At 66.6% G+C, this 26,346-nt stretch carries 28 protein-coding genes; 11 read left to right on the top strand and 17 right to left on the bottom strand.

Annotation, left to right across the window (positions count from 1 at the left end; translation table 11 throughout):
- Position 1: 1 nt before the first annotated feature.
- Entirely contained in the window at positions 2-907 is a 906-nt protein-coding gene (dapA, locus tag QMG52_RS14720; RefSeq protein WP_283561148.1) for a 4-hydroxy-tetrahydrodipicolinate synthase, read from the bottom strand.
- 604 nt (positions 908-1,511) lie between these two features.
- On the opposite strand from dapA, the gene QMG52_RS14715 reads away from it, so the two are divergent.
- Positions 1,512-1,706: a hypothetical protein gene (locus QMG52_RS14715; protein WP_283561146.1), complete on the top strand. Its 195-nt coding sequence runs from the start codon at positions 1,512-1,514 to the stop codon at positions 1,704-1,706.
- 252 nt (positions 1,707-1,958) lie between these two features.
- Positions 1,959-3,182, top strand: coding sequence for a heparan-alpha-glucosaminide N-acetyltransferase domain-containing protein (locus tag QMG52_RS14710; protein ID WP_283561145.1), 1,224 nt, complete (start codon positions 1,959-1,961; stop codon positions 3,180-3,182).
- A 129-nt stretch (positions 3,183-3,311) separates the two neighbouring features.
- Here the strand turns inward: QMG52_RS14710 and QMG52_RS14705 are convergent, their stop codons facing one another.
- The 8 genes from QMG52_RS14705 to QMG52_RS14670 all read right to left on the bottom strand — a co-directional run bounded on the left by QMG52_RS14705 (position 3,312) and on the right by QMG52_RS14670 (position 8,673).
- Positions 3,312-3,761, bottom strand: coding sequence for a hypothetical protein (locus QMG52_RS14705; RefSeq protein ID WP_283561144.1), 450 nt, complete (start codon positions 3,759-3,761; stop codon positions 3,312-3,314).
- 2 nt (positions 3,762-3,763) lie between these two features.
- Positions 3,764-4,567: a 4-hydroxy-tetrahydrodipicolinate reductase gene (dapB, locus tag QMG52_RS14700; protein ID WP_283561143.1), complete on the bottom strand. Its 804-nt coding sequence runs from the start codon at positions 4,565-4,567 to the stop codon at positions 3,764-3,766.
- Positions 4,568-4,577: 10 nt separating this feature from the next.
- Positions 4,578-5,045 carry a molybdenum cofactor biosynthesis protein MoaE gene (locus tag QMG52_RS14695; RefSeq protein ID WP_283561141.1) on the bottom strand — a complete coding sequence of 156 codons (468 nt, stop codon included), beginning with the start codon at positions 5,043-5,045 and terminating at the stop codon, positions 4,578-4,580.
- Positions 5,035-5,532 (bottom strand): MogA/MoaB family molybdenum cofactor biosynthesis protein, encoded by a 498-nt coding sequence (locus QMG52_RS14690; protein ID WP_502920540.1) that lies wholly within the window; start codon positions 5,530-5,532, stop codon positions 5,035-5,037. Before QMG52_RS14690 ends, QMG52_RS14695 begins: the two co-directional genes overlap by 11 nt.
- A complete protein-coding gene (gene moaC, locus QMG52_RS14685; protein WP_502920536.1) occupies positions 5,520-6,023 on the bottom strand; it encodes a cyclic pyranopterin monophosphate synthase MoaC in 504 nt (167 codons plus the stop codon). Before moaC ends, QMG52_RS14690 begins: the two co-directional genes overlap by 13 nt.
- A complete protein-coding gene (locus QMG52_RS14680; protein ID WP_283561138.1) occupies positions 6,020-7,357 on the bottom strand; it encodes a molybdopterin molybdotransferase MoeA in 1,338 nt (445 codons plus the stop codon). The genes moaC and QMG52_RS14680 overlap by 4 nt, the downstream gene beginning before the upstream one ends.
- Before the next feature lie 177 nt (positions 7,358-7,534).
- Entirely contained in the window at positions 7,535-7,939 is a 405-nt protein-coding gene (locus tag QMG52_RS14675) for an SRPBCC family protein (RefSeq protein ID WP_283561137.1), read from the bottom strand.
- A 131-nt stretch (positions 7,940-8,070) separates the two neighbouring features.
- The gene (locus tag QMG52_RS14670) at positions 8,071-8,673 is read right to left on the bottom strand and encodes a TIGR03086 family metal-binding protein (protein ID WP_283561136.1); all 603 of its coding nucleotides are present in this window, start codon (positions 8,671-8,673) and stop codon (positions 8,071-8,073) included.
- A gap of 256 nt (positions 8,674-8,929) precedes the next feature.
- Between QMG52_RS14670 and QMG52_RS14665 the strand changes: the two genes are divergently transcribed.
- Genes QMG52_RS14665 through QMG52_RS14650 form a run of 4 tightly spaced genes read left to right on the top strand, consistent with a single transcriptional unit; the run spans position 8,930 to position 12,184 of the window.
- Entirely contained in the window at positions 8,930-9,340 is a 411-nt protein-coding gene (locus QMG52_RS14665) for a TOBE domain-containing protein (RefSeq protein ID WP_283561135.1), read from the top strand.
- Between the two features lie 35 nt (positions 9,341-9,375).
- The gene (modA, locus tag QMG52_RS14660) at positions 9,376-10,167 is read left to right on the top strand and encodes a molybdate ABC transporter substrate-binding protein (RefSeq protein ID WP_283561134.1); all 792 of its coding nucleotides are present in this window, start codon (positions 9,376-9,378) and stop codon (positions 10,165-10,167) included.
- A complete protein-coding gene (locus QMG52_RS14655) occupies positions 10,164-11,027 on the top strand; it encodes an ABC transporter permease (RefSeq protein WP_502920539.1) in 864 nt (287 codons plus the stop codon). Before modA ends, QMG52_RS14655 begins: the two co-directional genes overlap by 4 nt.
- The gene (locus tag QMG52_RS14650; protein ID WP_283561132.1) at positions 11,024-12,184 is read left to right on the top strand and encodes a sulfate/molybdate ABC transporter ATP-binding protein; all 1,161 of its coding nucleotides are present in this window, start codon (positions 11,024-11,026) and stop codon (positions 12,182-12,184) included. The genes QMG52_RS14655 and QMG52_RS14650 overlap by 4 nt, the downstream gene beginning before the upstream one ends.
- A gap of 29 nt (positions 12,185-12,213) precedes the next feature.
- Here QMG52_RS14650 and QMG52_RS14645 read toward each other — a convergent pair whose 3' ends face one another.
- From QMG52_RS14645 to QMG52_RS14630, 4 genes are all read right to left on the bottom strand, one after another.
- The gene (locus QMG52_RS14645; protein ID WP_283561131.1) at positions 12,214-13,914 is read right to left on the bottom strand and encodes a molybdopterin-dependent oxidoreductase; all 1,701 of its coding nucleotides are present in this window, start codon (positions 13,912-13,914) and stop codon (positions 12,214-12,216) included.
- Positions 13,911-14,069 (bottom strand): hypothetical protein, encoded by a 159-nt coding sequence (locus tag QMG52_RS14640; protein WP_283561130.1) that lies wholly within the window; start codon positions 14,067-14,069, stop codon positions 13,911-13,913. Before QMG52_RS14640 ends, QMG52_RS14645 begins: the two co-directional genes overlap by 4 nt.
- 391 nt (positions 14,070-14,460) lie before the next feature.
- Positions 14,461-14,817 carry a hypothetical protein gene (locus QMG52_RS14635; protein WP_283561129.1) on the bottom strand — a complete coding sequence of 119 codons (357 nt, stop codon included), beginning with the start codon at positions 14,815-14,817 and terminating at the stop codon, positions 14,461-14,463.
- A gap of 32 nt (positions 14,818-14,849) precedes the next feature.
- Entirely contained in the window at positions 14,850-15,530 is a 681-nt protein-coding gene (locus QMG52_RS14630) for a haloacid dehalogenase type II (protein WP_283561128.1), read from the bottom strand.
- Between the two features lie 363 nt (positions 15,531-15,893).
- Here QMG52_RS14630 and QMG52_RS14625 point away from each other — a divergent pair, with 363 nt between their 5' ends.
- From QMG52_RS14625 to QMG52_RS14605, 5 genes are all read left to right on the top strand, one after another.
- A complete protein-coding gene (locus QMG52_RS14625; RefSeq protein WP_283561127.1) occupies positions 15,894-17,054 on the top strand; it encodes a molybdopterin-dependent oxidoreductase in 1,161 nt (386 codons plus the stop codon).
- A gap of 2 nt (positions 17,055-17,056) precedes the next feature.
- Positions 17,057-17,533: a hypothetical protein gene (locus QMG52_RS14620; protein WP_283561126.1), complete on the top strand. Its 477-nt coding sequence runs from the start codon at positions 17,057-17,059 to the stop codon at positions 17,531-17,533.
- Positions 17,534-17,796: 263 nt separating this feature from the next.
- Positions 17,797-19,254 (top strand): glycosyltransferase 87 family protein, encoded by a 1,458-nt coding sequence (locus QMG52_RS14615; RefSeq protein WP_283561125.1) that lies wholly within the window; start codon positions 17,797-17,799, stop codon positions 19,252-19,254.
- 155 nt (positions 19,255-19,409) lie between these two features.
- The gene (gene moaA / locus QMG52_RS14610) at positions 19,410-20,546 is read left to right on the top strand and encodes a GTP 3',8-cyclase MoaA (protein WP_283561124.1); all 1,137 of its coding nucleotides are present in this window, start codon (positions 19,410-19,412) and stop codon (positions 20,544-20,546) included.
- Positions 20,547-20,813, top strand: a complete 267-nt coding sequence (locus QMG52_RS14605; protein WP_283561123.1) for a MoaD/ThiS family protein — start codon at positions 20,547-20,549, stop codon at positions 20,811-20,813. It begins immediately after the preceding gene.
- Positions 20,814-20,978: 165 nt separating this feature from the next.
- Here QMG52_RS14605 and QMG52_RS14600 read toward each other — a convergent pair whose 3' ends face one another.
- The 4 genes from QMG52_RS14600 to QMG52_RS14585 all read right to left on the bottom strand — a co-directional run bounded on the left by QMG52_RS14600 (position 20,979) and on the right by QMG52_RS14585 (position 26,333).
- The gene (locus tag QMG52_RS14600) at positions 20,979-22,334 is read right to left on the bottom strand and encodes a M16 family metallopeptidase (protein WP_283561122.1); all 1,356 of its coding nucleotides are present in this window, start codon (positions 22,332-22,334) and stop codon (positions 20,979-20,981) included.
- Positions 22,335-22,337: 3 nt separating this feature from the next.
- Complete coding sequence (locus tag QMG52_RS14595; protein ID WP_283561121.1) at positions 22,338-24,569, bottom strand: polyribonucleotide nucleotidyltransferase; 2,232 nt, start codon at positions 24,567-24,569, stop codon at positions 22,338-22,340.
- Positions 24,570-24,878: 309 nt separating this feature from the next.
- A complete protein-coding gene (rpsO, locus tag QMG52_RS14590) occupies positions 24,879-25,148 on the bottom strand; it encodes a 30S ribosomal protein S15 (protein ID WP_283561120.1) in 270 nt (89 codons plus the stop codon).
- A gap of 240 nt (positions 25,149-25,388) precedes the next feature.
- Positions 25,389-26,333: a bifunctional riboflavin kinase/FAD synthetase gene (locus QMG52_RS14585; RefSeq protein ID WP_283561119.1), complete on the bottom strand. Its 945-nt coding sequence runs from the start codon at positions 26,331-26,333 to the stop codon at positions 25,389-25,391.
- Positions 26,334-26,346: the final 13 nt, after the last annotated feature.

The following is a 26,346-nucleotide window of genomic DNA, read 5'->3' as shown; positions in this document are numbered from 1 at the left end:
GTCAGAAGTCCATTCCAGCTTCCGCGAGGTCGGCCTTGATGGCGTCGATCTCTGCCTGGCCGGGCTCCACCAGGGGAAGTCGGACCACCGAACTGGACAGGACACCCTGCCACTTAAGAATCTGCTTGGTCGAGACGGCACCCTGGACATGGGTCATCACGGCACGGATCACCGGATCCAGCTCAAAATGCACGGCGCGGGCCGTGGCGAAATCGCCGGCAAGCGCGGCGTCGACCAGGGCACGGAACTTTTTCGTGGCAACGTGTGCGGAGACGCTGACCAGTCCGACGGCGCCGGCGGCCATCCACGGCAGGGTCAGTCCGTCGTCGCCCGAGTAAACGTGAAGATCCGTGTTGGCCAGGACCCGGGTGGTGGCGGAAAAATCGGCCTTGGCGTCCTTGAGCGCGAGGATCCGCGGGTGGTCCGCCAGCCGGATCAGGGTTTCCGTGGCAATGGGGACGCCGCTGCGGCCGGGAATGTCGTACAGCATCACGGGAAGGTCCGTCGAGTCCGCCACGGCCTCGAAATGCGCCTGAATTCCGGCCTGGCTGGGCTTGTTGTAATAGGGCGTGACCAGCAGCAGCCCGTCCACCCCCAACGCGGCGGCACGCTGGGAAAGGCTGATCGAGTGGCGCGTGTCGTTAGTGCCGGTCCCGGCGATCACCTTGGCACGGCCGCCGACGGCGCCCACGACGACCTCGAACATGCCGAGGTTTTCCTCATCCGTCAACGTAGACGTCTCGCCGGTTGTCCCGGTCACCACCAGTCCGTCACACCCGTCGTCGACCAGCCTATTGGCCAGTTTTGCGGTTTGATCGAAGTCCACGTCGCCGTCCGCGGTAAAGGGGGTAACCATCGCGGTTACCAGCGTGCCGAAGGGATATTTGTGCATGTCAGACTCAGCCATGGCTAAAACGTTACCCGCTTGCGCACGGTTTGGAGCAACGGTCCCTCCACAGGGGTCCGCGGCGGGCTATTGTGACGACGACGGCGCAAACCGGTCTGTAAGCCTACACTGAGACCGTGGACCAGACTCCGGGACTCGTTGCACGGCATCGATCGCTGCAGGCAAAGGCAGCGAACGTCCTGACGAACAGCCTGCTCCGGGACGCTGGACGGGCGGCCGAGCAGTTCCGGCGGTTTGCCACGGTCACCGTGCTGGGCGCCGCGGGGGCGGCGGCTTCGGTGGCTGCCGTCGCCTTCCTGTTCCGGGTAGAGGGCCTGATCGTCTGCCGCACCATGGGAAGCCCGCTGGGCGATGTCGCCCCGATGGCGGATAAGACCTACCGCAAAAAACTCGGCAACCCGTTTAAGGACACGGCACACCGGCTGCGCGCGATGGGGGCGGAGGTCGTCGTCGGAACCTGCCCCGATTTGGGCGCGCTCCCGGCGATACCGCAGCGCTGCGCAGTTTCGGCGGACGCGCCTCGCGCCGGTTGGCGGCGGCCCAGGCCAAGGGAGAATCGGCCGCAGGCGGATGTCCAATATTGCTCGGACGAGTGGTCCGGCCCATGTTCTTGGGCCGGCCGCAGGAGATGTTTGCCGAAGACCGTTTCCATCCCTCCAACCTGGGCTACCGGCGCTCGGCGAAGGCGCTGCTGCCGGCCCTGCTGGAGGCTCTCGACCGCCCGGGCGTGGCCGGTGACCGCGTTGGCGCTGACCGCGGGGTCGACAGCCCGGAGGGCGCTGGCGGTGGCCCGGATTAACTCGGCCGAACTGTGCGCAGTTTCGCCGTTGCGGCATCTTCCCGCACACAAAAGATGCAGCCCGCACGTTTTCCATCCACTTCAGCGATGGCAGCGACGACCTCCCTGCGTTGGCCCGGCGCCACTGTTGAGGAGGTCCGAGATCTGACGGGTGGAACGCCCGTCCAACCCCCGGAAATGTTACCTGCTTTAGTCAGATAAATAGACGTACCGCAGTCACCGCTTTTCGGCCGGAGGTGAGACGATCAGAGGATGCCAGCACTTGCCCAGCGGCTTCCCGGGATCGACGCCGCCAGAGGAATCGCCCTGCTGGGTATGGTGGCCACGCATATCCTCCCGCTGATGGGTGCCGGCGCTGAGCCAACCCCGGTGGGGCTGCTCGTTTCCGGGCGGGCGGCCGCGCTCTTTGCCGTGCTGGCGGGGATCGGACTGGCGCTTTCCACCGGAAAGCAGACACCGCGTCAGGGCAGGACTCTTCGTGCCGGTCAGCGCTCCGTGGGCGCCCGGGCGCTGGTGTTGCTCGCCGCCGGCCTGACGCTCGGGATGGTGCACGTCAACGTTGCCGTCATTCTGGTGCAGTATGCCGCGCTGTTCCTGTGCATCCTGCCGTTTTTGGGCCTGCGGCTGCCCGCGTTGGCCGCGTGGGCAGGTGGCTGGATTCTCCTCTCCCCCGTTGCCGGTTATCTGCTGCGCCCGCTGCTGGCAGAGCATCTGGCGCCGCACGGGCTCGGCCGGCTGGCTGGCGGCAGCGCCAGCTGGGATTCGCTGCAGCAGCCCGGGCTCCTGCTCGCCGATATTTTCGTCACCGGGTACTACCCGGTGCTTCAATGGATCAGCTATCTTCTGGTGGGGCTGGTCCTGGGCCGGCTGGCGCTGCACCGCGCAGGCGTCCAACTGGCCCTCCTAGCTGCCGGCGCCCTGGTCGCCTTCGCCGCCCGGAACATTGGTTCTTTTTTCCTTGACTATCTGGGCGGTCTGGACGCCCTGCTGCAGACCCCCGCGGCTGCGCGCGGGCCGTTGCGCAGCCTGTTGCAGGTGGATCTTGCCTGGGTGGACCAGAGCGGTTCCTGGTGGTGGCTGGCCACGGCAGCCCCGCACTCCGGCACCACACTGGATCTGATCCAGACCAGCGCCGTGGCGGCCGCCGTCGTCGGGCTCTGCCTGCTGCTGACGCGACTTCACCCGCGCATCCTGCTGCCACTGTCCGGCGCCGGGGTCATGACCTTGACGTTGTATTGTGCCCATGTCTTGACGCTCAGCCGGCTGCTGGAGCTGTGGCCCACCACTGGCCGGCCGCCCGGATGGACCACGGAGCAGCTGTTCGGCGCGCAGGCCGTGGCAGTGCTGCTGACCGGTACTGTCTTTGCCCTGCTGCAATGGCGCGGGCCGCTGGAACTCACGGCCCACGCGGCAGACGCGCTGGCCGCGGGCAGGAGCCGCTCCGGACGTGATACCATCCGTGCCAAGGCCCGCTAGGGCAGCCCCTTCCCCGTTACCTTCCCGCCTCAGCCCTTGCGGCCTCAGAGTGTGCGGCGGGAGGGACGGGGCTGGGGTGTGGCGGGAGGGTCCGGACCGGAGGTCTGTTGGCCGGGCCGCGGACTGGGGTTAGGCCGCGGCGCTGCGGAATATGCTGATGGCGTCCCGCATGGTCTTCCGCGCGCGTGTCCTGTCTCCGGACGCATCATATGCGCAGGACAGCCGGAACCAGGAACGCCAGTCGCCCGGAGCCGCTTCCGCTTCGAGGCGGTACTTTTCAAACTCAGTGTCGGCCGCAGCCCGGACGATGCGTCCGCCCGGGGTCCGCGGCAGCTCGTCCACCGGAAGTCCGCCCTCGGACTCCAGAATTTTGGCCATCCGCTCCATCCGCGACCCAAACATCAGCTCACGGATCAGGGCCCAGGCTCCCACAACGGGCAACACCAGGTACGCCGCACCGAGGCCCTTGGAGGTCAGGTCCGGGTCTGCCAGCAGCAGGAAGGCCCGCTGAACCGTCACCACCAGGTAAAAGACCAGCAGCAGGCAAATCAGGCCCACCCAGATTTTGGTTTTCGACATGTCTAGGCCTCCAGATTCAGATAGCCGTCGAGTCCGACCGTCAGCCCCGGACGAGATGCCACCGTCCGGACGCCGATCAGCACGCCCGGCATGAACGAGGCCTGATTGAACGAATCGTGCCTGATGGTCAGCTGCTCACCGAAGCGTCCAAGGAGCACCTCCTGGTGCGCCGTGAGGCCCGCCAGCCGCACGCTGTGCACCGGGATACCCTCCACGCTGGCTCCGCGCGCGCCGTCGAGCTGGGTCTGCGTCGCGTCCGGTGCCGGCGCCACCCCGGCCTCGGCCCGGGCGGCGGCGATCAGCTGCGCCGTGCGGACGGCCGTCCCGGACGGTGCGTCGACCTTGCGTGGATGGTGCAGCTCGATGATTTCCACCGAGTCAAAATACTTGGCCGCCCTGGCCGCAAAGCTGCTCGCCAGCACGGAACCGACGGCGAAGTTCGGCGCGATCAGCACTCCGATCTGCGGGTGTTCGGCCAGCAGCGGGCGCAGCGCGCCCAGCTTTTCATCCGTCCAGCCTGTGGTTCCGACGACGGCGTGCATGCCGTGTTCGACGGCGAACCTGACGTTCGTCTCGGTGGCGTCCGGAACGCTCAGATCGATGATGATCTGCGCCCCGGCGGACACCAGCGAATCGAGCGGATCATTGCGGCCCAACGAGGCAACCAGTTCCAGGTCCGGCGCGTCCGTCACCGCCATGACAGCCTCGCGGCCCATCCGGCCGCAGGCCCCCAGCACGGCCACCCGCACCGTTCCCGCGGCCGGCTCGTCGCTGTGGGTTCTGCGCCCAGTCGCCTGTTCATTCATGCTGCCAAGTTTACCGGGGCGCGGCTGAGGATCCTGCACCTACCCATTCCACCGAACCGTCCGCGAAGAACTGTTCCTTCCAGATCGGCACCTCATCCTTAATCCGATCCACCAGTGCGGCGCAGATGCTGAAGGCCAACTGCCGGTGCGCGGTGGCGACGGCGCAGACCAGCGCGGCATCGCCGATCCGCAACGGCCCAATCCGGTGCGCTGCCCAGATCCGGATGTTGGACCCGACAGCGTCGAGCTCGGACCCATGCGCCCGCAGGACGTCGTCCACCACCTCGGCAAGCACGCGTTCGGCGCTGGGATGCGCCGAGTAGCCCAGTTCCAGTACGTCCTTGCCGCCGTCGTGATTGCGCACCACGCCGCTGAAGCTGACCACGGCTCCGCAGCCCGGCGCCTCCACCGCGGCAACGGCCACGTCAACGAAAATGGGCTCAGCGCTGAGCTGTGCGGCGAGAATCTCAATGCTCATGGCTGCCCTCCAGCTGATCGCAAATATGCCTGAGCAGCGGCGCCAGCACCGCCAGCCCGTCCCGGATGCCACCGGCGGAGCCAGGCAGATTCAGTACAAACGTCCGCCCGCTCACTCCAGCGTAACCCCGGCTCAGCGCCGCCGTCGGCGTTTTCGCCGCCCCGGCCGCACGGATAGCCTCCATGATCCCGGGAATTTCGCGTTCCAACAGCGGATGCGTCATTTCCGGGGTCAGATCATCGGTGCTCAGTCCGGTGCCGCCACTGGTGATAATGACCGCAGGGTGCCGGTTAAGCAGGCTCTGCAGCGCATCATGGACATCCTCGCCGTCCGGCACAACGTGCGTCTGGAACACCTCAAACCCCTGCTCCGCCAACCAGCCGCTGATCACCGGTGCGCTGGTGTCCGGATAGATTCCAGACGCCGCGCGGGTGGAGGCAATGACGATCCCGGCCGTCCGCCGGGGGCCGCCGTTCACAGCGTCCAGTCCCCGCTCTTGCCACCGCTTTTCGCAAGCACCTTGATATCCGTAATGACGGCGTGCTTGTCCACCGCCTTGATCATGTCGTAAACACTCAACGCGGCAACACCGGCTGCGGTCAGCGCCTCCATTTCCACTCCTGTCACGGAGCGCGTCTTGACCATCGCGTGCACGGTCACGCTGGTGGCGGCGAGCTCGAAGTCCACCGTGACCTTACTGATCGGCAGCGGATGGCAGAGCGGAATCAACTCCGGCGTTTTTTTCGCTGCCATAATTCCGGCCACGCGGGCCACGGCCAGCGCGTCGCCCTTGGGCAGATCGCCGGCACCGAGCAGCGCCATGACCTGCGCCGTCGTCGTCACCACGGCCTGCGCGGTGGCCTGCCGTGTGGTCTCGTCTTTGGCGGAGACGTCCACCATCTGCGCGCTGCCGTCCGCGCGCAGGTGGGTCAGTACGGCGTCCTGCGTGGCCACGGACGGAATCTGCGGATTACTCATAACAGCCATACTTCCACTTCTGCGCCCACGGCGAGTGCCGTGACGTCCGCCGGGACCTGGATCAGCGCGTTGGAGTCCGCGAGCGCGCCGATCAGGTGCGACGACGGTCCCCCCTCCGGCCGCACGGTGGCTCCGGCGGGTGCGCCGGCGGGTTCAAAGACCGCCCGACGGATCTGGTGCTTGCCTGCGGGCGAAGTCAACGCCTCGGTCAACACCGCGGTGACCCTGGGCCGCGGCTGCGGGGAACCGGTGAGCTCCGTCAACGCGGGCCGGAGGAACATTTCAAAGGACACGACGCCGCTGACCGGGTTCCCGGGAAAACCCAGAAATGGGACACCGTCAAAGGTGCCCAGCGCCTGCGGTCCGCCCGGCTGCATGGCGACGGAGAGGAAATCAATATCCTCCCCGCTGAGCGCCTGCTTGACCACTTCGTAGGCGCCGGCGCTGATGCCGCCGGTGGTCACGATGGCATCGATCCGTCCGCCGGCCACATGTCCGCGGAGGATCCGCAGCAGGGTTTGGGGATCATCGGGGACCAGCCCCGCGGTCACCACTTCGGCTCCGGCTTCGAGCAGACAGGCGTGCAGCAGCATCGAATTGGCATCGAAGATCTTCCCCGCCGGCAGCCCGCCGCCGGGGCCCACACTGCCTGGCAGCACCACCTCATCGCCGGTGGCCGCCAGCAGCACGCGGGGCCTGCGCCGCACTGCCAGTTCGGTCAGCCCCAAGCCCGCGGCCACGCCGAGATGGCGGGCGGTCAGCCTGGTTCCTGCAGTGATGACCCGCCCGCCGCGGCGGATGTCGCTGCCGGCATGACGGACAAACGTGCCGGTTTCGGTGGCCGGCAGGGTGACCATGGACTGGGCCGGCGGGCTGGTCGTAGTGGAATAGGGGCGCGGCCCAGACGAGGTGGGATGGGGCGGCGGGCCGGCCGGGGCGGACACGGGCGGGGCGGACACGGGCGGGGCGGGAAAAACCGGGGGGTCGGCGCGTTCCACCGGGACGACGGCGTCGGCACCGTCGGGTAGCATGGCGCCGGTCATGATCGGCGCGGCAAAGCCACGCTGCAGGGCGGCAGGAACGGAGCCGGCGGGAATGGCCGCGGCAATCTTCAGCCGGGCCCGCGCGGCGAGATCGGCAGCACTGACGGCAAACCCATCCATCTGCGAGTTGGCGAACGGCGGCAAATCGATCCCCGCATCCACGTGCTGGGCCGCCACACGTCCCAGCGCCTCGATCAGTGGCACCCTCCCGCCGTCGTCGAACTTTCCGGCCCAGGCGGCACCCAACAGGGTACGCACCGCCTGCTGATGCTCGGCAACAGTTCTGCGCATGGCATTCCTTCCGCTGATGACTTCCTCATTGGCATGATGCCAGACATAGTGGTTCGGCGCGCAACGGTCTTGCCCATGTGGGCTGCCGTCCGCCCCTGCCATGGTTCGGGCCGTCGGGGACGGGACAAAGCAGCCGTTCCGTTGCAGCCGTTTAAGTCGCAGCCGTTTTAGCTGCGGCTAATAGCCGGTTTCGGCAACCCGTTTGAGCCCGGCAAGATCCGCCGCCACGGCCTCGACATCACGGGCAAAGTCCTCCTCGCTCATTCCCGGCCTCCGGCGGATGGTGAAGACCACCTCACACGTTCCCCCGTCCGCGATCACTCGCATCGGATTGTAAATGGTCTCCCCGGACGGAAGGGTGACCTCGTGGTCGAGCACACCGTAGGGATTTTGCCCGGTGAAATTGATGCGGACCTGCCCCATCGGTGAATCCGCTAACCAGTGATCGTCCACCCGTTCCACCGGACTTCCGGTGAGCCCGGCGGCCCACTGCGGCAGGTGGATCGGGTCCGAGGCGTAGGCGTAAACCTCCGCGGCCGGGCGTTCGATGGCGGTTGAGATGTGTCTTGACGCCGGTTTCATTGCTGCTCCATTTCGTACCTGCCTCAGTTTCACTACTACCTCAGATCCGCTGCTACCTCAGATCCGCTGCCTCATCAGATCCGCAGCTTCAGCAGTGTCAGGGCTGCCACCGTTTCAGGGCTGCATCTGATCTACGGGGCGTCCGGCGGCTGCCAGGCTGGATCACGTCCGAACCATCCAGCCAGCCGGTCCTGGACGGGAGCTCCATCGGGCACCGAAACCTCCGGGCCGAAGGCCTTGTCCGCACCGCGAAAGGCTGGCTGCAGCATCCGCTGCCCCCAGGCCAGGGCGTACGCGGCCACCTCCGGATCCAGATGGCTGCCCTGGCCAGTAGCCCGGGCAAGATCCCACGCGTGCACACTCAATTCGGTGATCTGCTGGTCAGCGCGGTCAATCAAAGGGGCTAGGCGGCCGCCCGGCCCCGCAACCTCGACGTCCCGGTCGGCCTCACGCCAGGTGCTCAGCAGCCGCTGTGCGCGCTCCTGGTAATCAACCGACCAGGCATTCCCCAGAGCCTGCGGCGGTTCCGCCCAGTCGGGCGTTTCCCCGCGGGCCGCAACGGTGAAATTGTGCAGATCCTGCCCCACCACGTGCTGCAGCAGGCGGCCCACGTCCCAGTTGCCGCACGGCGTGGGCAGCGATGTCTGGCCTGGTTCCACGCCGGAGACAATGCGGCCGGTCTGTAGCACCGCACGTTCGAGCAACATCAGGGTGTCCTCCGAGACTATCGTCATAGCTGTTCCTTTCAGCGCGTCCAAGGTGATGGCTGGCTGGATTCTACTCCTGCCGGCAATCCGCCATCCCTGCAATCCGCAACCCCGGCAATCTGAGCTGACCGTTAGGAGAGCCGGTGCGACCGTCAGAAGCAGCGAGGCCGCGGTCAAGGCGCTGCCATGCAGCCCCGAGCCAGCGGCTCTGATCTGGCATCAGCGATCAGCCAGCGATGGCCCCTCGTTGCAGATCCGCTTCTGAGGGAATAATGTGGCAGTCATGACGCAAATACGGATCGCCGACGCCGCACGGTTTCTGAGCGTCAGTGACGATACCGTGCGGCGGTGGATTGAAAACGGCACGCTCTCCGGGGCCAAAGATGATTCCGGGCTGGCCGTGGTGGACGGACTGGAGTTGGCCGGGCTGGCCCGGAAGCAGTCGGTCCTGCCCGACGATCCGGCGCAGGTGAGCAGCTCGGCGAGGAACAGATTCGTGGGGCTGGTGACACACGTTGTGACCGACACCGTCATGGCCCAGGTTGAGCTGCAGTGCGGACCGCACCGGATGGTCTCGCTGATGAGCAGCGAAGCGGTCAGGGAGCTGGGGTTGGAACCTGGATCGGTGGCGACCGCCGTCGTCAAGGCTACCAACGTGATCGTCGAAACCCCGCAGCGCAAGGCCGCCCTGTGAAACAACCGCCCCGACTCCGGGGCTGCGCGAGGGTTATGACCGGACTGCTCTGCACCGTTCTGCTCTGCCTGGGCCTCGCCGCCTGCGGGTCCGCAGCTGCGGGTAACCGCCCGGATTCACCCGCCGCCGGCACCGCAGACACGGAAACTCTCTCAGGCACCCTGACGGTGTTTGCCGCCGCTTCGCTGAAGGCGACGTTCACCGACCTGGCAAACACATTTGAAAAGGACCACCCGGGAACCAAAATCCAGCTGAGTTTCGCGGGCTCCTCCGATCTGGTCACGCAGATCACCGAGGGCGCGCCGGCGGATGTCTTTGCTTCCGCGGACACCACGAACATGGCCCGGCTGTCCGATGCCTCCCTGCTGGAGGGCGCTTCATTGGACTTTGCCAGCAATGCCCTGACCATCGCGGTCCCGCCGTCGAACCCCGCGTCCATCGCCAGCTTCGCAGATCTGGCCCGCCCCGGCGTCAAAGTTGTCATTTGCTCGCCGCAGGTGCCCTGCGGCGCTGCGGCGGCGAAAATCGAACAGGCAACGGGCACCACCCTGAAGCCGGTCAGCGAAGAATCCGCCGTCACGGATGTACTCGGAAAAGTGAGCTCCGGGGAGGCCGATGCCGGGCTGGTTTACGTCACCGATGTGAAGGGGGCCGGCGGAAAAGTCACCCCGATCGGCTTTCCGGAGTCCGGCACCGCCGTCAACACCTATCCCATCGCCACCGTTGCCGGCAGCATACACTGGCAGCTGGCCAAGGCCTTTATTGACATGGTGACCGGTGCGGCGGGGCAGAAAGTCCTGGCCGACGCCGGCTTTGGAAAGCCCTGACCGGGCACAGGGGGAGGACTCGACGGTGTCGTCCCCCCGCGCGGGCCGGCTACGACGGCGGATACTCGGCGGTTCCGCTCTCGGTCTGGCTCGTCGCCGCCGTCGGCACGCTCTTTATTCTGCTGCCGCTGGCGGCGATGACGGCGCGGGTCAACTGGGCGCAGTTCATCCCGCTGGTGACGTCAGAGCCTTCGCTGGCGGCGCTCGGCCTGAGCCTGCGCACGTCCGCGGCCAGCACAGTACTGTGCGCCCTGCTGGGCGTTCCGTTGGCGCTGGTGCTGGCCCGCAGCCGGTTCCCGGGACAGCGGCTCCTGCGTTCGCTGGTGCTGCTGCCGCTGGTGCTCCCTCCGGTGGTGGGCGGAATTGCGCTGCTGTACACGTTCGGCCGGCGCGGACTGATCGGTTCGTCCCTGAGCGTGCTGGGAATACAGATTGCTTTTTCGACGACGGCGGTCGTCCTGGCGCAGACTTTTGTCGCCCTGCCGTTCCTGGTCGTGAGCCTCGAAGGCTCACTGCGCACGGCGGGGCACCGGTATGAAGCCGCCGCGGCGACGCTGGGAGCCAAACCGGGGATCGTCCTGCGCCGCATCACACTCCCCTTGGTCCTGCCGGGCCTGGTCTCCGGGGCCGTGCTGTCGTTCGCGCGCAGTCTCGGTGAATTCGGGGCAACTCTGACCTTTGCCGGAAGCCTGGAGGGCGTCACCCGCACCCTTCCGCTGGAGATCTATCTGCAGCGCGAAACCGATCCCGATACGGCCGTCGCCCTGTCGCTGGTGCTGGTGTTCATCGCCGTCGCGGTGGTCGGCATCTCCTTCCGCCGCACCGCGCCGCGTCTGCCCGCGGCCATGATGAAGCCGTGACATTCACCATCTCGGCCGGTGTGGCCGCAAGGGCGCTCGAGGTTTCCCTGCGCGTGGACGACGGCGAAACAGTTGCCGTCCTGGGCCCCAATGGTTCCGGTAAATCCACCCTGCTCGCCGTCATCGCGGGCCTGCTCCGGCCCAGTTCCGGACGCGCCGAACTGGACGGGCGGGTACTGTTCGACTACGGCAGAACCGTGGCCGACGACGGCAGGCCCCATGGTGGTGGCGCAGCGGGCCGGAGCGCCGGAGCAGCAGGGCCATCCGCGCCGTTCCAGCGCACGGCAGCGCAATGGGTTCCGCCATACGACCGGAAGATCGCCCTGCTGGCGCAGGAGCCGCTGCTTTTCCCGCATCTGAGCGTGCTTGAAAATGTGGCCTTCGGCCCCCGGTCGGCAGGGGCCGGCAGGGCCGACGCCCGGCAGACTGCACGGCATTGGCTGGTCGAGGTGGAGGCTCTGGAGCTGGCGTCCCGGCGTCCGGGCGAGCTTTCCGGAGGCCAGGCGCAGCGGATCGCCCTCGCCCGCGCCCTCGCAGCGGAGCCGGACCTCTTACTTCTGGACGAGCCGATGGCCGCACTGGACATCGCGGTGGCGCCGTTGCTGCGCAAGTTGCTCAAACGCGTACTCGCTGGCCGGCGCTCGATTATTGTCACCCATGACGTGGTGGATGCCCTCGTGCTGGCGGATCGGGTCGTTGTGCTCGAGGGCGGCAAAATCGTCGAGGAAGGGCCGACAAGGCGTGTCCTGGAACGGCCGCAGAGCCGCTTTGCCGCCGGCCTGGCCGGGCTGAATCAGGTCACCGGAACCGTCACCGGCCACGGGATCATCACCGCTTCCGGGATGAGCATCACCGGGCCGCCCGACGGTGCCGCAGTCCTTGGCGAGGCTGGCGTCGCCGTCTTCCGCCCGTCCGACGTCTCGGTGTTCCGCGACCCTGTCCACGGCAGCCCGCGCAACGCCTTTGAGGTCAGCATCAGCGATCTGGAACCACATGGGGATCAGATCCGGATCCGGGCCGGCGGCCTCGCGGCCGACGTGACCTTGTCCGCCGCCGCGGAGCTTGATCTCACCGCCGGGAGCGTCGTATATTTCGTGGTCAAGTCTGCCGCTGTCCGTGTATTCCCGGCCAAGGTTTTCCCGGTCAAGGCACATTAGGGCCGGTCAGCCCGCGGGTGCCGGGCCGATCAGCTCGTGTGCACGGTGATTGTGTGATAACCGGTGGCCCCGTCCGGCACCACCTGGGCCACCTGATCGGTCTGCGGCTGGCCGGCGCCGTCGAATGCCCTGACCTGCAGCTCATGCTGGCCGGCACCCGGACTCAGCCGGATCGTCCACTGCACCCATGTGTCCTTCGAAATGCCACCGCCCAGCACCGCGTCCTGCCACTCCCCCTGATCAACGCGAACCTGAACCTTCGAAATGCCCTTCTGCGGGGCCCACGCGACACCACCGACGGCCACCGTGTCCGTCTTCAGCGAAGTGCCATCGCGCGGAGTGTCGATCCTGGACTCCGTTTTAATGGGTCCGTGATCCGACCAGCCGCGCGTGGACCAATAGCCTTTCTCGTCCGAAAACCTCGTGACCGTCAGACTGGTGACCCACTTGGTGGCGGAAACAAAACCATACAGCCCCGGCACGACCAGCCGCGCTGGAAAACCATGTTCCTGCGGCAGCGGCTGGCCATTCATGCCGACGGCGATGACCGCGTTACGCGCATCCGTCATGGCCTCCAGCGGCGTGCCGGCCGTGAAACCGTCCGTGCTGCGCGAGAGGACCATGTCCGCGCCGGGCTGAACGCCGGCCAGCGCCAGCAGCTCACGCACCGGCCAGCCCAGCCATTTCGCATTCCCCACCAAGTCGCCGCCAACCTCGTTGGACACGCAGGCGAGAGTGGTGTAATTCTCCATCAGCGGCTTCGCCAGCAGTGTCTTCAAATCGATTTCCACCTCGTGGTCAACCATGCCGTTGACCGTCAGCGTCCAGCTGTCCGGGTTCACGGAGGGGACGACCAGCGCGGTGTCGATCCGGTAAAAGTCGGCGTTGGGTGTCACCAAGGGGGCAATGCCGGGAAGCGCCAGCGCCGCACCGGCGGGAAGCGGTGGCACGGCCGTAACGGGCCCTGGAAGTACGAGATTGGCCCGCGCCTGGGCTATGCCGATCGCGGTGGAGCGCACCACTGTGGCGGCGAAGCCGGCGACCACGGCCACGGCCGCGCCGACGCCTATCGACGTGAGGAACTTGCGCCGCCCTGGGGCCGATGAACCGGCGGCGGCTGTCGAACCCGGCAGCGCATCGCGCGGCATCCATTCCAGCAGCCGGTTTCGGAAGGCCGTGAGGAAGACGACCGCCAGCCCGGCCGCGACCAGCGGCGGTGCGATGGCCGCCGTCGTGCTCTGCGCGCGGGTGAGCACGGCAACGACGCCGATGATGCCAAAAACGGCGAAACCGGCCAGGCCGGTGAACTTGCGGCGGAGCTCAACGATTCCGCCCAGCACGGCCAGCGCCGCGATGACCAGGCACATGGCCAGCAGGAACGCGAGCTTGTCCGAGGTGCCGAACAGCGAAATGGCCCAGTCCTTCACCCCAGGCAGCATCGCATCGATCGCCACCCCACCGACGGCGGTGATCGGCGAGAGGGACGGGCTGACGGCCGCGGCGGTCAGCTCGCCAGCGGCCACGCCCAGGGCCCCGGCGACCAGGCCGCAGGCCCCGGCCCACCGCGTCAGCCGCCGCCGCTCGGTGCGGCCCGTCCGGCCGGTGTCTCCCAAACCCCCGGTGCCGGAGGGGCCGCCCGGGGTTCCGCGGCCACCGCCGTCGCCCGGTCCGCCCGCATCTCCCGGCAGCCCGCCGTGTCCGGTTAGCCCGGATCTGGTGCGGATGCTCATGATGGATCTCCTTGGCTGACTGTTGCAATGTAGTCGTCCGCACCCATTTCCAGGCCCATGATCCGGTCGCCCTCCGTACCCGGCGCGTCCCCGGCCACAAGAATGCGGCGGTTGCGCACCCCGGCGGGTCCGGCGGAAAACTGCGGACTGTTCACCCTCCCAGCATAGGTTCGCCCCACCCCTTCGGCAGCGGTGCAGGGGCCCGGATGCGCATTTGTCCCCGTTCCGTAAGGATTTCGCCGGGCCGGAACGGTGGCCATGCTCCTACCGTCAAAGGGTGAAGGAAAAGCCCCTGATCAATGAAGTCCCCGTGTCCTGTGCGGTGCCGCGGCCCGAGACATGTCCGCAGGAATGCCCGGGTACCCCGTTCGCGGACGACGTCCGGGACCTGACCCGCTCCCTTGATCCGCTGGAGGATTCCATATGGGCGCACAGGCAGCCCGGACCACCGTCAAACCTCCGCGCCGGCTTTTTGGCCAGGGCCGCGAGGAACCGTATGCCCGAGGGCTACGCCACGGTGCCAGAACCCTGGTCCCGGCCGGATGCTCATTGCGGCTGCCGGTTGGATCCGGAAGCCATGGGCGTAGATACCTGTGAGATGGCGGTAGTGCACGCCCGCGCCCGCGGTGCCGTGGCGCTCAAGCGTTCCATTTTGACCCACTGCCGCAGGAAGGCCGGTGGGGATCGGCCCTGCTGCTGGACGGGAACATCGGCATCGGCGGCAATACCGCCGCCCTGCTCGCCGGGCTGGCGCAGCTGCTGGTGGATGCTACGGGCCACGTCAGCGAGGCGTTTCCACGGTATGGCCCGTACCGGCGTGGTGGTGGACTGTGCTGACCGGCCTGGCCGTCGGGGCAGTGCAGTCTCCGGGGTGGCCCGCTTCTCCGGCGCCGCGACGGCCAAGGGCGCCGACCCATTCGGGCACACCGCCGGCCTTATGGGCCGGCGGTCAGGAGTGGGGCGAGTTCGTCAAGGGTGCTGATGGTGAAGTCGGGTGGTGTGAAATATGCGGGGTAGGGGGTGCCGGTACGGTTGATCCATGCTGTGCGCAGGCCGGCATGCGCGGCGCCATGGATGTCCCAGGGGTGGACGGCGGTGAGCAGCATGCGGGCCGTTTCCAACCCGCAGCTTTGTGCGGCGTAGTCGTAAGCGCCACGGAGCGGTTTCCAGCCGGGGCCGTCCTCGACGGAGAGCAGCTTTTCGAAGTCACCCAGGATGCCGGCGTCGCTGAGCAGCTTTTCTGCCACACGGGTCGAACCGTTGGTGAGGGTAGTCAACCGGAATCCGGCGGCCTTAAGGGCGCGGACCCCTCCTGCTGCGTCCGGATGAAGGGTCAGGGCTGCGAAGCCTTCCATGATGTGGTCGACGGCTTCGTCGATGGTGCGGTTCAACGGCAGGCCCGTCAGTGTTACGCGCAGTGATTCGGCGCCTATCACGGCGAACTTTTCACCGCCGCCGGCGGCAGCCAGGGCGAAACCGTCCCGCAGGAGTCCTGCGAACCACACTTTGGCCAGCAACGCCGGGGCTCCGGTCTGAGCGAACCGGTCCCCCATGGGCGACATGTCCGAGAGGGTTTCATTGACATCAAAAACAATCACGGCTACTGGATCGTTCATGAACGGCTCCATAATCTGTTCGGGTGGGAGAATCTGTATTCAGCCGGCTGTCCGGATCACATGCTGCCGCGGCCACGGAGTGGCACGCCATGACATCCCAGGCTCCAATTCTTTCTCACGTCCGGCGCCGGTCCCTTCGCTCCAGACTGCGGCGGCGAGTCTGCACTGTCAAGCCTACCCAGATGCCCGGGTGTCGGGCGCCGAAGACTATGGACTTGCCCCGGGGCTGCCAAGGATCGATAAAGGGCGTCCACCGGCACCGTCCGACAATATTCCCCGACGCGCCCCTTCGGGTCGGTTTGGTACGCATATCGTAAGGATTACCTCCTTCCCCGCCCGGCGCCGCGCTGATGGAATGGACGTATGCGAAGGTTACTTGGTTGGCTGCTGCGGAAGATCTTCGGGTGGCTGCAGGGCAGTTTCACTTCAACGCTGCATTCCCCGCGGACGGCCGTGGTGGTGGGCCGGTTACTCGGAGTAGCCTTTGTGACCTGCTTTTTCACCGGGTTGTACTCCCACTTCCTGCAGGACCCGTTACCGTGGCAACCGGTGCTGGCCAGACCGACCTGGCTCTACCGTCTCAGCCAGGGCACGCATGTGGTCACCGGTGTTGCCTGCATTCCGCTCCTGCTGGCCAAGTTGTGGACGGTCTATCCGAAGCTCTTCAGCTGGCCGGTGATCACCGGGGTCAAGAGCGCGGTCGAGAGGGCATCGATTGCGCTCTTCGTCGCCAGCTCCGTGCTCGAACTCGGAATGGGTCTGCTTAACGTTTATAAATGGTATCCGTGGCCGTTCAGTTTCCGCGAGGTGCACTTCTGGTTGGCCTGGATTATCGTTGGGTCGCTGGTCATCCACATCGGGGTGAAACTGCCCCTGATCCACGCACACTGGCGGGCCTCCCGTCCCGCCACGGCCGTCGAGCACGAAGTGCTGACCTCGCGCCGCGGCTTCGTGGGCGCGATTGTCGCCGCGGCGGCGGTTCTGACCGTGACCACCGTCGGGCAGGCGATACCTGCCCTGGGCCCCGTCGATCTGTTCGCGCCGCGCCGCCCGGGGGAAGGCCCCGCCGCACTGCCGGTGAACCGGACGGCCGCGGAGGCGAAGATCCACGCACCCGCCACGGACCCCGCATGGGCCCTGAAGGTCATCAATAAGGACCTCACGCGCATGTTCACCCTGGCCGAGCTCCGTGCGATGCCGCAAACCGAGGTGGTTCTGCCGATCGCCTGTGTTGAGGGTTGGAGCCAAAACGCGCGCTGGGGCGGTGTCCGCGTCCGGGAGCTTCTGGCCATGGTGGGGGCCGATCCCCGGCAAGCGGCCGAGGTCCGTTCCCTGGAAACCGAGGGCGCCTACACCGGGGCCCAGGTACCGCGCGAGTACGCGTGGGATGAGCTGACCCTCATTGCCCTGGACGTCAATGGTCAGCCCCTGGACCTTGAACACGGCTACCCGGCACGCCTGATCGCCCCCAACCGACCCGGTGTGCTGCAGACAAAGTGGCTATCCAGTCTGGAGGTACGGTAGGGATGACCGATTTGAGAAAGTCCCGGATCCTCCTCATAGTCCTTGGCCTCCTGCCCCTGGCCTGGGGCATCTACGGGATTGCGACGAAGGTGCCGCCGGGCCAGATCGTGGGGATCGTAGTGTGGCTGGCCGGCAGCGTGATCCTTCATGACGGTCTATTCGTACCGGCTCTGCTCATCATGGGAGCACTCACGGTATTTCTTGCCCGGAAACTCTCACGGGCCGGAAGGTACCTGATCCGTCTGGCCCTCATCATCGGCGGGGTCGTCCTGCTCGTTGTACTGCCACTGATCTATACGGCGCCCCGCACCGGAACGCCCACCGCGTTGACCCTGCCCTACACGCTGAATTTGCTGGGGTTCCTCCTGGGCCTTGCCGCCGCGACCACCGCCGGTGTCGTGATCGCCGAACGCCGGCAACACAAGCGAAACACCTCGCCGAAACGGCGACGGCTTCCCCCGTGGGTTGAGAGGGCTTGATCGTTTCGAGCGCCGCCTTTTCCTGCTCAAGGTTCCGGCGTAGTCCAGAGAGCGGTGTTCCATGGTCAGGGCGGCGGCTCATGGGAACATCGCCGTGACCATGGGGGGCGCCGCAGGTGCACGCATCCTGGCCGACATCCGCAGCGTGATTGCGGATGTCGGGTGGCTTCTGGTGCCTCCGGCACCCCGTCCAGACCTTACGAAATCCGAACGGTGGGCCGTTCCGGCTCCCACTGACGGCCGTGACGGTGCAGGATCGGTATGTGAGTGAAACACCGGATGGGCCGGGTGGCGGCAGCTCGGCGCTGCGTCAGTGGCTGCTCCCGCTGGCCCTGCTCTTCGGGCTGGCCGCCGTCATCGTCTGGACCGTAACCCAGGACGCCGGGGCGGAATGGGTTTCTCCGGTCGGCACCCTGGCAGCGTGGGCCGTCTTTGTTCCCGCCGCGGTGGCGGTCCGCCGGATTCCCGCCCGCCGTGCGGCCGCCGTCGTCGTCCTCGGATCTCTGCTGCTCGGTGGTGCGGCCATATCCGCAGCTCCGGCCACGAGCAACGACGCGGCCCGGTATGCCTGGGACGGGATTGTCCAGACGTCGGGCGTTTCCCCGTACCGTTACGTTCCCGCCGATGCGGCGCTGCAACGGCTGCGGCCCGGGTGGCTGTTCCAGCCGGGGGCCGCTGACGGCAGTTGTACGGCAAAGCTGTTCCCCAGCGGAACGGAGGCCACCACGGCCGTTCCCGGCGGCACGCCGCTGTGCACAGCGATCAACCGGCCGCATGTGCCCACCATCTACCCCGCCTTGGCGGAGATTTATTTCCTGGCCGTCCGGCTGCTTCCGGGCGTCGGGGCAGGCCTGCTGGCGTTCCAGCTGGCGGGCTTCGCCCTCAGCCTCGCCGTGACCGTCCTGCTGCTGGGCTTCCTGCGCCGCACCGGCCGGCCCCTGCAGCAGGCGGTCTGGTGGGCCTGGTCTCCGCTGGTGCTCTTCGAGGCCATCAACAACGCGCACGTGGACGTTCTCGGGGCCGCGCTGCTCACGGCCGCAGTCCTGCTGCTGGTGCGCGGCCGGGCGCTGGCTTCCGGTGCGGCCTTCGGTGCCGCAGTCGCCGCGAAGCTGATCCCCGCGATCGCTGCACCGGCGCTGCTGTACCGGCGGCCGCTGCGCTTTGTGCTGGCGGCGATGGCCTCGTTCAGCGTGCTTTACCTGCCGTATCTGCTGGCCAGCGGCTGGGCCGTGATCGGCTTCCTGCCGGGTTACCTGACCGAGGAGGGCTACCGAAGCAAGGACAGTCCGCGCTTCACGCTGCTGCGGCTGGTCCTGCCGCAGAGTTGGGCCGTGCCGGCGGGCGTTCTGCTGCTGGCGGCGCTGGCCGTGTACGTCTGGCGCCGGGTGGATCCGGAACAGCCGTGGGACAAGCAGGTGCTGATGATCGGCGGCACGCTCCTGATCGCCAGCCCCAGCTACCCCTGGTATGCGCTTGTGCTCCTGCCCTTCGTCGTGCTGAGCCGGCGCTATGAATTCCTCATTATTCCCCCGGTGCTGGCGATGATGTATTTCACCGGGGCCCAGTCCTATGGGCAACTCGTGGCGAGGCTGGGACTGGTTGCCGCCGTCGTCGTTATTGCCGGAACCAAGTGGTATCGCAGTCGGCAGGCCGCGCGGCAGGCGGCGGTCGGTGCTGCGGAAGAAGCCGGTCCACGCGGATCTTCGTCGGCTCCACAATGAACACGGTACACAGCCAGCGGACCAGCACGACGACGGCTGCCTCACCTTTTCGGCAACCAACGATGAACCCGCCCGGCCACGGAATCCTGCCCACGCGTCAGGCGATCCAGCGCCAAGGTGGTGCCCGCACGGTCCGGGTGGCGTAGCGTTGGGGTATGAGTGTTGACCATGTCCACGCAACGAAAGAACCCGTACATTTGGGTATGCCCCCGGTCACGGCTACTGCCGAGGCTGTGGACCTGACCGCAAAGCCGCTCGGTCAGGGCGGACTGTTGGACAGGTACGGACGCCGGGCGACTGACATGCGCCTTTCCCTGACCGACAAATGCAACCTGCGCTGCAGCTACTGCATGCCCGCCGAGGGCCTGGCCTGGCTGTCCAAGAACCAGGTCATGACCGCGGAGGAGATCCTGCGGATAGTGCGCATCGGGGTGGACCGGCTCGGTGTCCGTGAACTGCGGCTGACCGGTGGCGAACCGCTCGTCCGGGCGGACCTGGTGGCCATCATCGCCGGGCTACGCCAGGCCCATCCCCAGCTGCCGATCTCCCTGACCACCAATGGTGTGGGTCTGGCGAAGAAGGCGCAGGCCCTCAAAGACGCCGGGCTGACCAGGATCAACATTTCGCTGGATTCGCTGCATCCGGAGACCTTTGCCCAGCTGACCCGCCGGCCCTTCCTGGATCAGGTGCTGGCCGGCGTGGAGGCTGCCGCCGCGGCCGGGTTAGGGTCCATCAAGATCAATGCCGTGCTGATGCGCGGCATCAACGACCAGGGCGCCGCCGAACTGCTGGGATGGGCGCTGGCAGGTGGCTATGAACTGCGCTTCATCGAACAGATGCCCCTGGACGCGGACCACGGCTGGACCCGGGCGAACATGATCACGGCCGCGGAAATCCGGCAGCTGCTGGCCGCGGAATTCGATCTTTCCCCGGACCCGCGCGAGCGTGACGGCGCGCCGGCGGAGCGCTTTGAGGTGCGCCGGCACGGCTCCGCGGAGCTGCTGGGCACGGTCGGCATCATCGCCTCGGTCACGGAGCCCTTCTGCTCGGACTGCAAGCGGACCCGGATCACGGCGGAGGGCAAGGTGATGAGCTGCCTGTTCTCGCGCGTCGAGGTGGATCTGCTGGACCTGCTGCGCGCCGGTGAGGCGGCGGCCGACGACGACGCCATCGCGGTCCGCTGGAAAGAAGCCATGTGGGCCAAGCCGAAGGCGCACGGTATGGACCACGTGGGCCTTGGCGCGGCCGGTTTTGTGCAGCCGGACCGCAGCATGAGCGCGATCGGCGGATAGATGCTGATCCGCTATTTTGCGGCGGCCCAGGCCGCCACCGGTATGAACGAAGAGACGCTTCTGCACGCCGGGCCGATCAGCATCAATGATTTACGGGAACAGCTCACCGCGCTGCATCCGGTTTCCGCGTCGGAGCATACGCCGCCCTTGGGTGAACTGCTGAAGCGGTGCAGTTTTCTGCGTAATGAGGTCGTGCTCCGGGACCTCGCCGCCGACCTGGACCCGGAGGACGTCGTAGATGTTCTGCCGCCCTTCGCCGGCGGCTAACCGCTTTTCGGCATACGGTTCTGCGCACCGCTCGCGGCTTGGGCTGCGCACGATGCAACCCTGCGAACCGTGACGGGCTAACTCTGCGCCGCTTTCCCCGGCGCCGGTGGCCGACCAAGGGAGCCCTCGCGAACGAGCGGTCAGCGGACCCTCGCGAACGCGAGGTCAGAGGCCGAAGGTCTCGGATTCCTCGAAGGGGCCGACGACGGTGATGGTGCGGGGCCCGGCGGCGAGTTCGCGCGCCAGCGTCCGGACTTGCTCCGCCGTCACCATGCCAACGCGGGAGAGCGTCTCGTCGATGTCCAGGAATTCCCCGGAGACCAGCTCCGAGCGGCCCAGCCGGGACATCCGCGAGCCGGTGTCCTCCAGCGCGAGCACAATACCGCCGGAGAGCTGCCCGATGGCCTTGGTCAGTTCGTCGTCGGTGATCCCGTCAGCGGCCAGTTTTTCCAATTCAGTGGTCAGCAGCCCGATCACCTGGCCGACCTTCTGCGGGGCACAGCCGGCGTACATGCCGAAGTATCCTGCGTCGGCGTAGCCGGAGGCAAAAGAGTACGTGGAGTAGACGAGGCCGCGCTTTTCGCGGATTTCCTGAAACAGCCGGGACGACATTCCGCCGCCCAGCACGGCGTTGAGGACGCTCATCTCAAACCGGCGCTCGTCGTTGGCGACGATGCTCGGGCAGCCGAGAATGATATTGGCCTGTTCGACCTGGCGCTTGATCACGTGCAGCCCGGCGGTCCCGGAAATGGCCACCGGCTCGCTGGACCGGCGCGGAGTGGGGGCGGCGTCGTCGTCCATCTCCCAACCGGCCGCGCGCAGTGCCGTCAGCACCTGACCGCAGACCTCGTCATGATCCAGCCCGCCCGCGGCGGTAATGACCAGCTCATCGGGACGGTAGTAGCGCTGGTAATGCGCCCAGACGGACTCGCGGGAAACGGCGCGGATCGCGTCCGGGGTGCCGCCGATCGGACGGCCGAGGGCGTGGCCTCCGAGCACCGCGGCAACAAAGTTCTCGTGCGCAACGTCCGTCGGATCATCGCTGTCCATGGCGATTTCCTCAAGGATAACGTCGCGCTCCTGCTCGAGCTCGGCGGGATCGAGGACTGCGCCCGTGATCATGTCCGCGATGACGTCGATGGCCATCGGCAGATTCGAATCAAGAACCCTCGCGTAGTAACAGGTGCTTTCCTTGGCGGTCGCGGCGTTGGACTCTCCGCCCACCTCGTCAAACGCCGAGGCAATTTCCAGCGCCGTGCGGCGCCGGGTGCCCTTGAACAGCAGGTGTTCAAGGAAGTGGGTCGAGCCGTGTTGGCCCTCGGCTTCATCCCGAGAGCCAACACCGACCCAAAACCCTATTGTCGCGCTCCGCTGGGCGGGCATGGATTCGGTCAGAACCCGCACTCCCCCGGGCAGGACGGAACGGCGCACGACGGCGCCGCCCGTCTCGCCCGAGATCACTGCGGAATCCTGCCCGGCGGTGCCGGCAGCCGACGTCAGCGGCAATAGGGTGTAGGCCATGAACTACTCAGCAACGCTTTCTGCCGTGACGGAAGCGTCCTCGGCCACGACGGGCGAGAGGGAGAGCTTTCCGCGGTCATCGATCTTGGTGATTTCCACCTGGATCTTCTGGCCGACGCTGACGACGTCATCGACGTTATCCACGCGCTTGCCGCCCGCGAGCTGGCGCAGCTCGGAGATGTGCAGCAGGCCGTCCTTGCCCGGTGTCAGGGAAATGAATGCACCGAAGGTCGTCGTCTTGACGACGGTCCCCAGGTAACGCTCGCCGATTTCCGGGATCTGCGGGTTCGCGATGGCATTGATCGCAGAACGTGCGGCATCGGCGGAGGGGCCGTTGGTCGCGCCGATGTAGACGGTGCCGTCATCCTCGATGGAGATGTCGGCGCCGGTGTCCTCCTGGATCTGGTTGATCATCTTGCCCTTCGGCCCAATGACCTCGCCGATCTTGTCAACCGGGATCTTGACCGCGATGACGCGGGGCGCGAACTCGGAGAGCTCGTCCGGAACATCGATGGCCGCGTTCAGCACGCCGAGGATGTGCAGGCGTGCTTCGCGGGCCTGCTTCAGGGCCGCGCTGAGCACCGATGCCGGAATACCGTCCAGCTTGGTGTCCAGCTGGATCGCGGTGACGAACTCACTCGTTCCGGCAACCTTGAAGTCCATGTCGCCGAAAGCATCTTCGGCACCCAGAATGTCGGTCATCGCCGCGTAGCGGGTCTGTCCGTCAACCTGGTCGGACACCAGTCCCATGGCGATGCCGGCAACCGGCGCCTTCAGCGGCACACCGGCGTTGAGCAGGGACAGCGTGGAGGCGCAGACCGAACCCATCGAGGTGGAGCCGTTGGAGCTGAGGGCTTCGGAGACCTGGCGGATCGCGTACGGGAATTCCTCGCGCGAGGGCAACACCGGAATCAGGGCCCGCTCGGCGAGGGCACCGTGACCGATTTCGCGGCGCTTCGGGGAACCGACGCGGCCCGTCTCACCGGTGGAGTACGGCGGGAAGTTGTAGTTGTGCATGTAGCGCTTGCGCGTGACCGGAGACAGCGAGTCGATCTGCTGTTCCATCTTGAGCATGTTCAAGGTGGTGACGCCCAGGATCTGCGTTTCGCCGCGCTCGAAGATCGCCGAACCGTGCACACGCGGCAGAACCTCGACCTCGGCGGTGAGCTGGCGGATGTCGGTCAGGCCGCGGCCGTCGATGCGGATCTGGTCCTTGAGGATGCGCTGGCGGACAACCTGCTTGGTGACGGAACGGAAAGCAGCGGAGAGCTCCTTTTCGCGTCCCTCAAACTGTCCGGCGAGGGAGCTGACAACCTGGTCCTTGAGTGCATCCGAGGCGTTGTCGCGGTCCTGCTTGTCCGCAATCTGGAACACCTCGGTCAGCTTCGCGGCCGCGGCGGTCTCGACCGCTGCAAACACGTCGTCCTGGTAGTCCAGGAAAACCGGGAAATCGGCGGTCGGCTTGGCGGCGCGTGCCGCCAGGTCGGCCTGCGCTGCACAAAGTGCCTTGATGAACGGCTTCGCCGCTTCCAGACCCTCCGAAACGATGTCCTCGGTCGGCGCAGTGGCTCCCTCTTCCTTGATCAGCTTCCAGGAGTTGTCCGTGGCTTCGGCCTCGACCATCATGATCGCGACGTCGCCGTCCGCGGTGACCTTACCGGCTACCACCATGTTGAACACGGCGTTTTCCAGCTCCGAGTGCTTCGGGAAAGCAATCCACTCAGAGCCCTGCTCATTGTTGACCAGAGCAACGCGGACGCCGCCGATCGGGCCCGAGAAGGGCAGCCCGGAGAGCTGCGTGGACATTGAGGAGGCGTTAATGGCGACGACGTCGTACAGCACGTCGGGGTTGATCGCCAGCACGGTGACCACGATCTGGACCTCGTTGCGCAGGCCCTTCACGAAGGCCGGGCGCAGCGGACGGTCCATCAGGCGGCAGGCCAGGATCGCCTCCGTCGAGGGGCGGCCTTCACGGCGGAAGAAGCTGCCCGGGATGCGGCCGGCGGCGTACATGCGTTCCTCGACGTCGACCGTCAGCGGGAAGAAGTCGAAGCCTTCGCGCGGGTGCTTGCCGGCAGTCGTGGCGGAGAGCAATGCGGTGTCTTCGTCGATGTAAACCATCGCGGCACCGGCGGCCTGCTGCGCGAGCCGGCCGGTCTCGAAGCGGATAACGCGCTTGCCGTAGCGGCCGTTGTCAATAACGGCTTCTGAATACTGAATTTCGGGACCCTCCATAGAGAGTCACCTCCGTTTCTTTGCGTGTGCGGCAGGAGGCAACCAACATCATCCCCAAGCCCACCCGTCTTTAGCTGTGGGACCTGTACAACACCCGGTCTTCGATCGAGATCCACGGGCGCCTGCCGTCAATAGGCCGTCTGTTCCCGGAGATCACTACCGAGGACCGCGAATGCGCGACGCCGGTTGGCTCCTGATTAAGTTAGTTCTCGAATTACTGACCAATTGCCGGGTCAGTACCGGCGATGTTGCTGGTACACTACCGCGGAGGCGGCCCTTCCGGACTGGAAGGGCCGCCTCACGGTGCTGCTAGCGGCGCAGGCCGAGACGCTCGATCAGCGTACGGTAGCGGGTGATGTCGGTGTCGTGCAGGTACGTCAGCAAACGACGACGGCGGCCGACCAGGCCCATCAGACCACGACGCGTGTGGTGATCATGCTTGTGCGCCTTAAGGTGCTCGGTCAGATCGAGGATGCGCTTGGAGAGCATCGCAACCTGGACCTCCGGCGAGCCGGTGTCGCCCTCGCTGGTGGCGTAAGCCTTCATGATTTCTTGCTTTACAGCGGCTTCTAATGCCACGGTTACTCCTTGGATTGTGCCGTGATGCCCGGTGCAGCACTGCGCTGCCGGGTACTGCCTGAGGCGGATCGGACTCGCTACGTTGCGGTAAGCGAAGCCGCCCGATCAGGACGGAATCCAGCCGCCACGGACTGCAGCCGGATTCAACCTTTCCAGTTTACTCTGCGCGGGTTGACTCTGTCGAAGTGGCGTGCGGCAAGCCGCAGTTCTTCCGACCTGCCGACCAGAATCTGCCGGCCTTCAGGCCAGAATCTGACGGGCCTGGTCCACATCCAGGTGCATTTGGTCCACCAGCGCCGCGGGACCGGTGTACGCGACCATGCCTCGGAGCCTGGTCACAAACTCAACGACGACGACCTGGCCGTAGAGGTCAAACGCCTCCACCGGTTCGTTCGGCCGGTCGATCACATAGGCTTCGACCTGCCGGCTCACACCCACAAAGGTGGGATTCGAGCCGATCGAGATCGCTGCCGGCCGGCGCACTCCGTCCGCGTCCGTCAGCCAGCCTGCGTACACGCCGTCGGCCGGAATGTAGCCGACGGCGTTGTCAGAGAGGTTCGCCGTCGGAAAGCCCAAGGCGCGGCCGCGGGCCGCGCCGTGGACCACCTCACCGCGCATATGGTGCGGACGCCCCAGCACCTCGGCGGCGGTGTCCACGTCGCCCCTGGCCAGCGCCTCGCGCACCCACGTCGAGGAGCAGCGCCGGTCCGATCCGAACTCGTTCACCACGACGACGTCGAAACCCAGGTCCTTGCCCAGCTCCTGCATGGTACCAAGGTCCCCGGAATTGCCCCGGCCGAAGCGCACATCGTGGCCGATTACCACAGCGGCGGCACCGAGCGTGTCGACAAACACCGACCGGACGAATTCTTCCGGAGTCTGCGAGGCGAGCGCCAGTGTATACGGCATTACCAGGACCGCGTCCAAGCCGCAGGCGGCCATTGTCGTCAGCCGGTCGGCCAGCCCCATCAGCTGCTCCGGAGCAGTGTCCGGGCGGTGCACCTTCGCTGGATGCGGATCAAAGGTAATCGCCACGGCCTTGGCCCCACGGTCGTGCGCGGTGGCCACCAACGCGGAGAGCACATGCTGGTGCCCGCGATGCACCCCGTCGAAGTTCCCCAGCGTCACCACCGATGGTCCGTATCCAACGGGAACCTCGTGAAGACCGTTCCAGAAGTGCACCATCACCCTCGTCCTT

The organism is Paenarthrobacter sp. PH39-S1, from assembly GCF_030063245.1.
GTDB lineage: Bacteria > Actinomycetota > Actinomycetes > Actinomycetales > Micrococcaceae > Arthrobacter_M.
The sequence above is the reverse complement of the archived record's forward strand: the minus strand, read 5'-3'. Positions and strand labels throughout refer to the sequence as shown.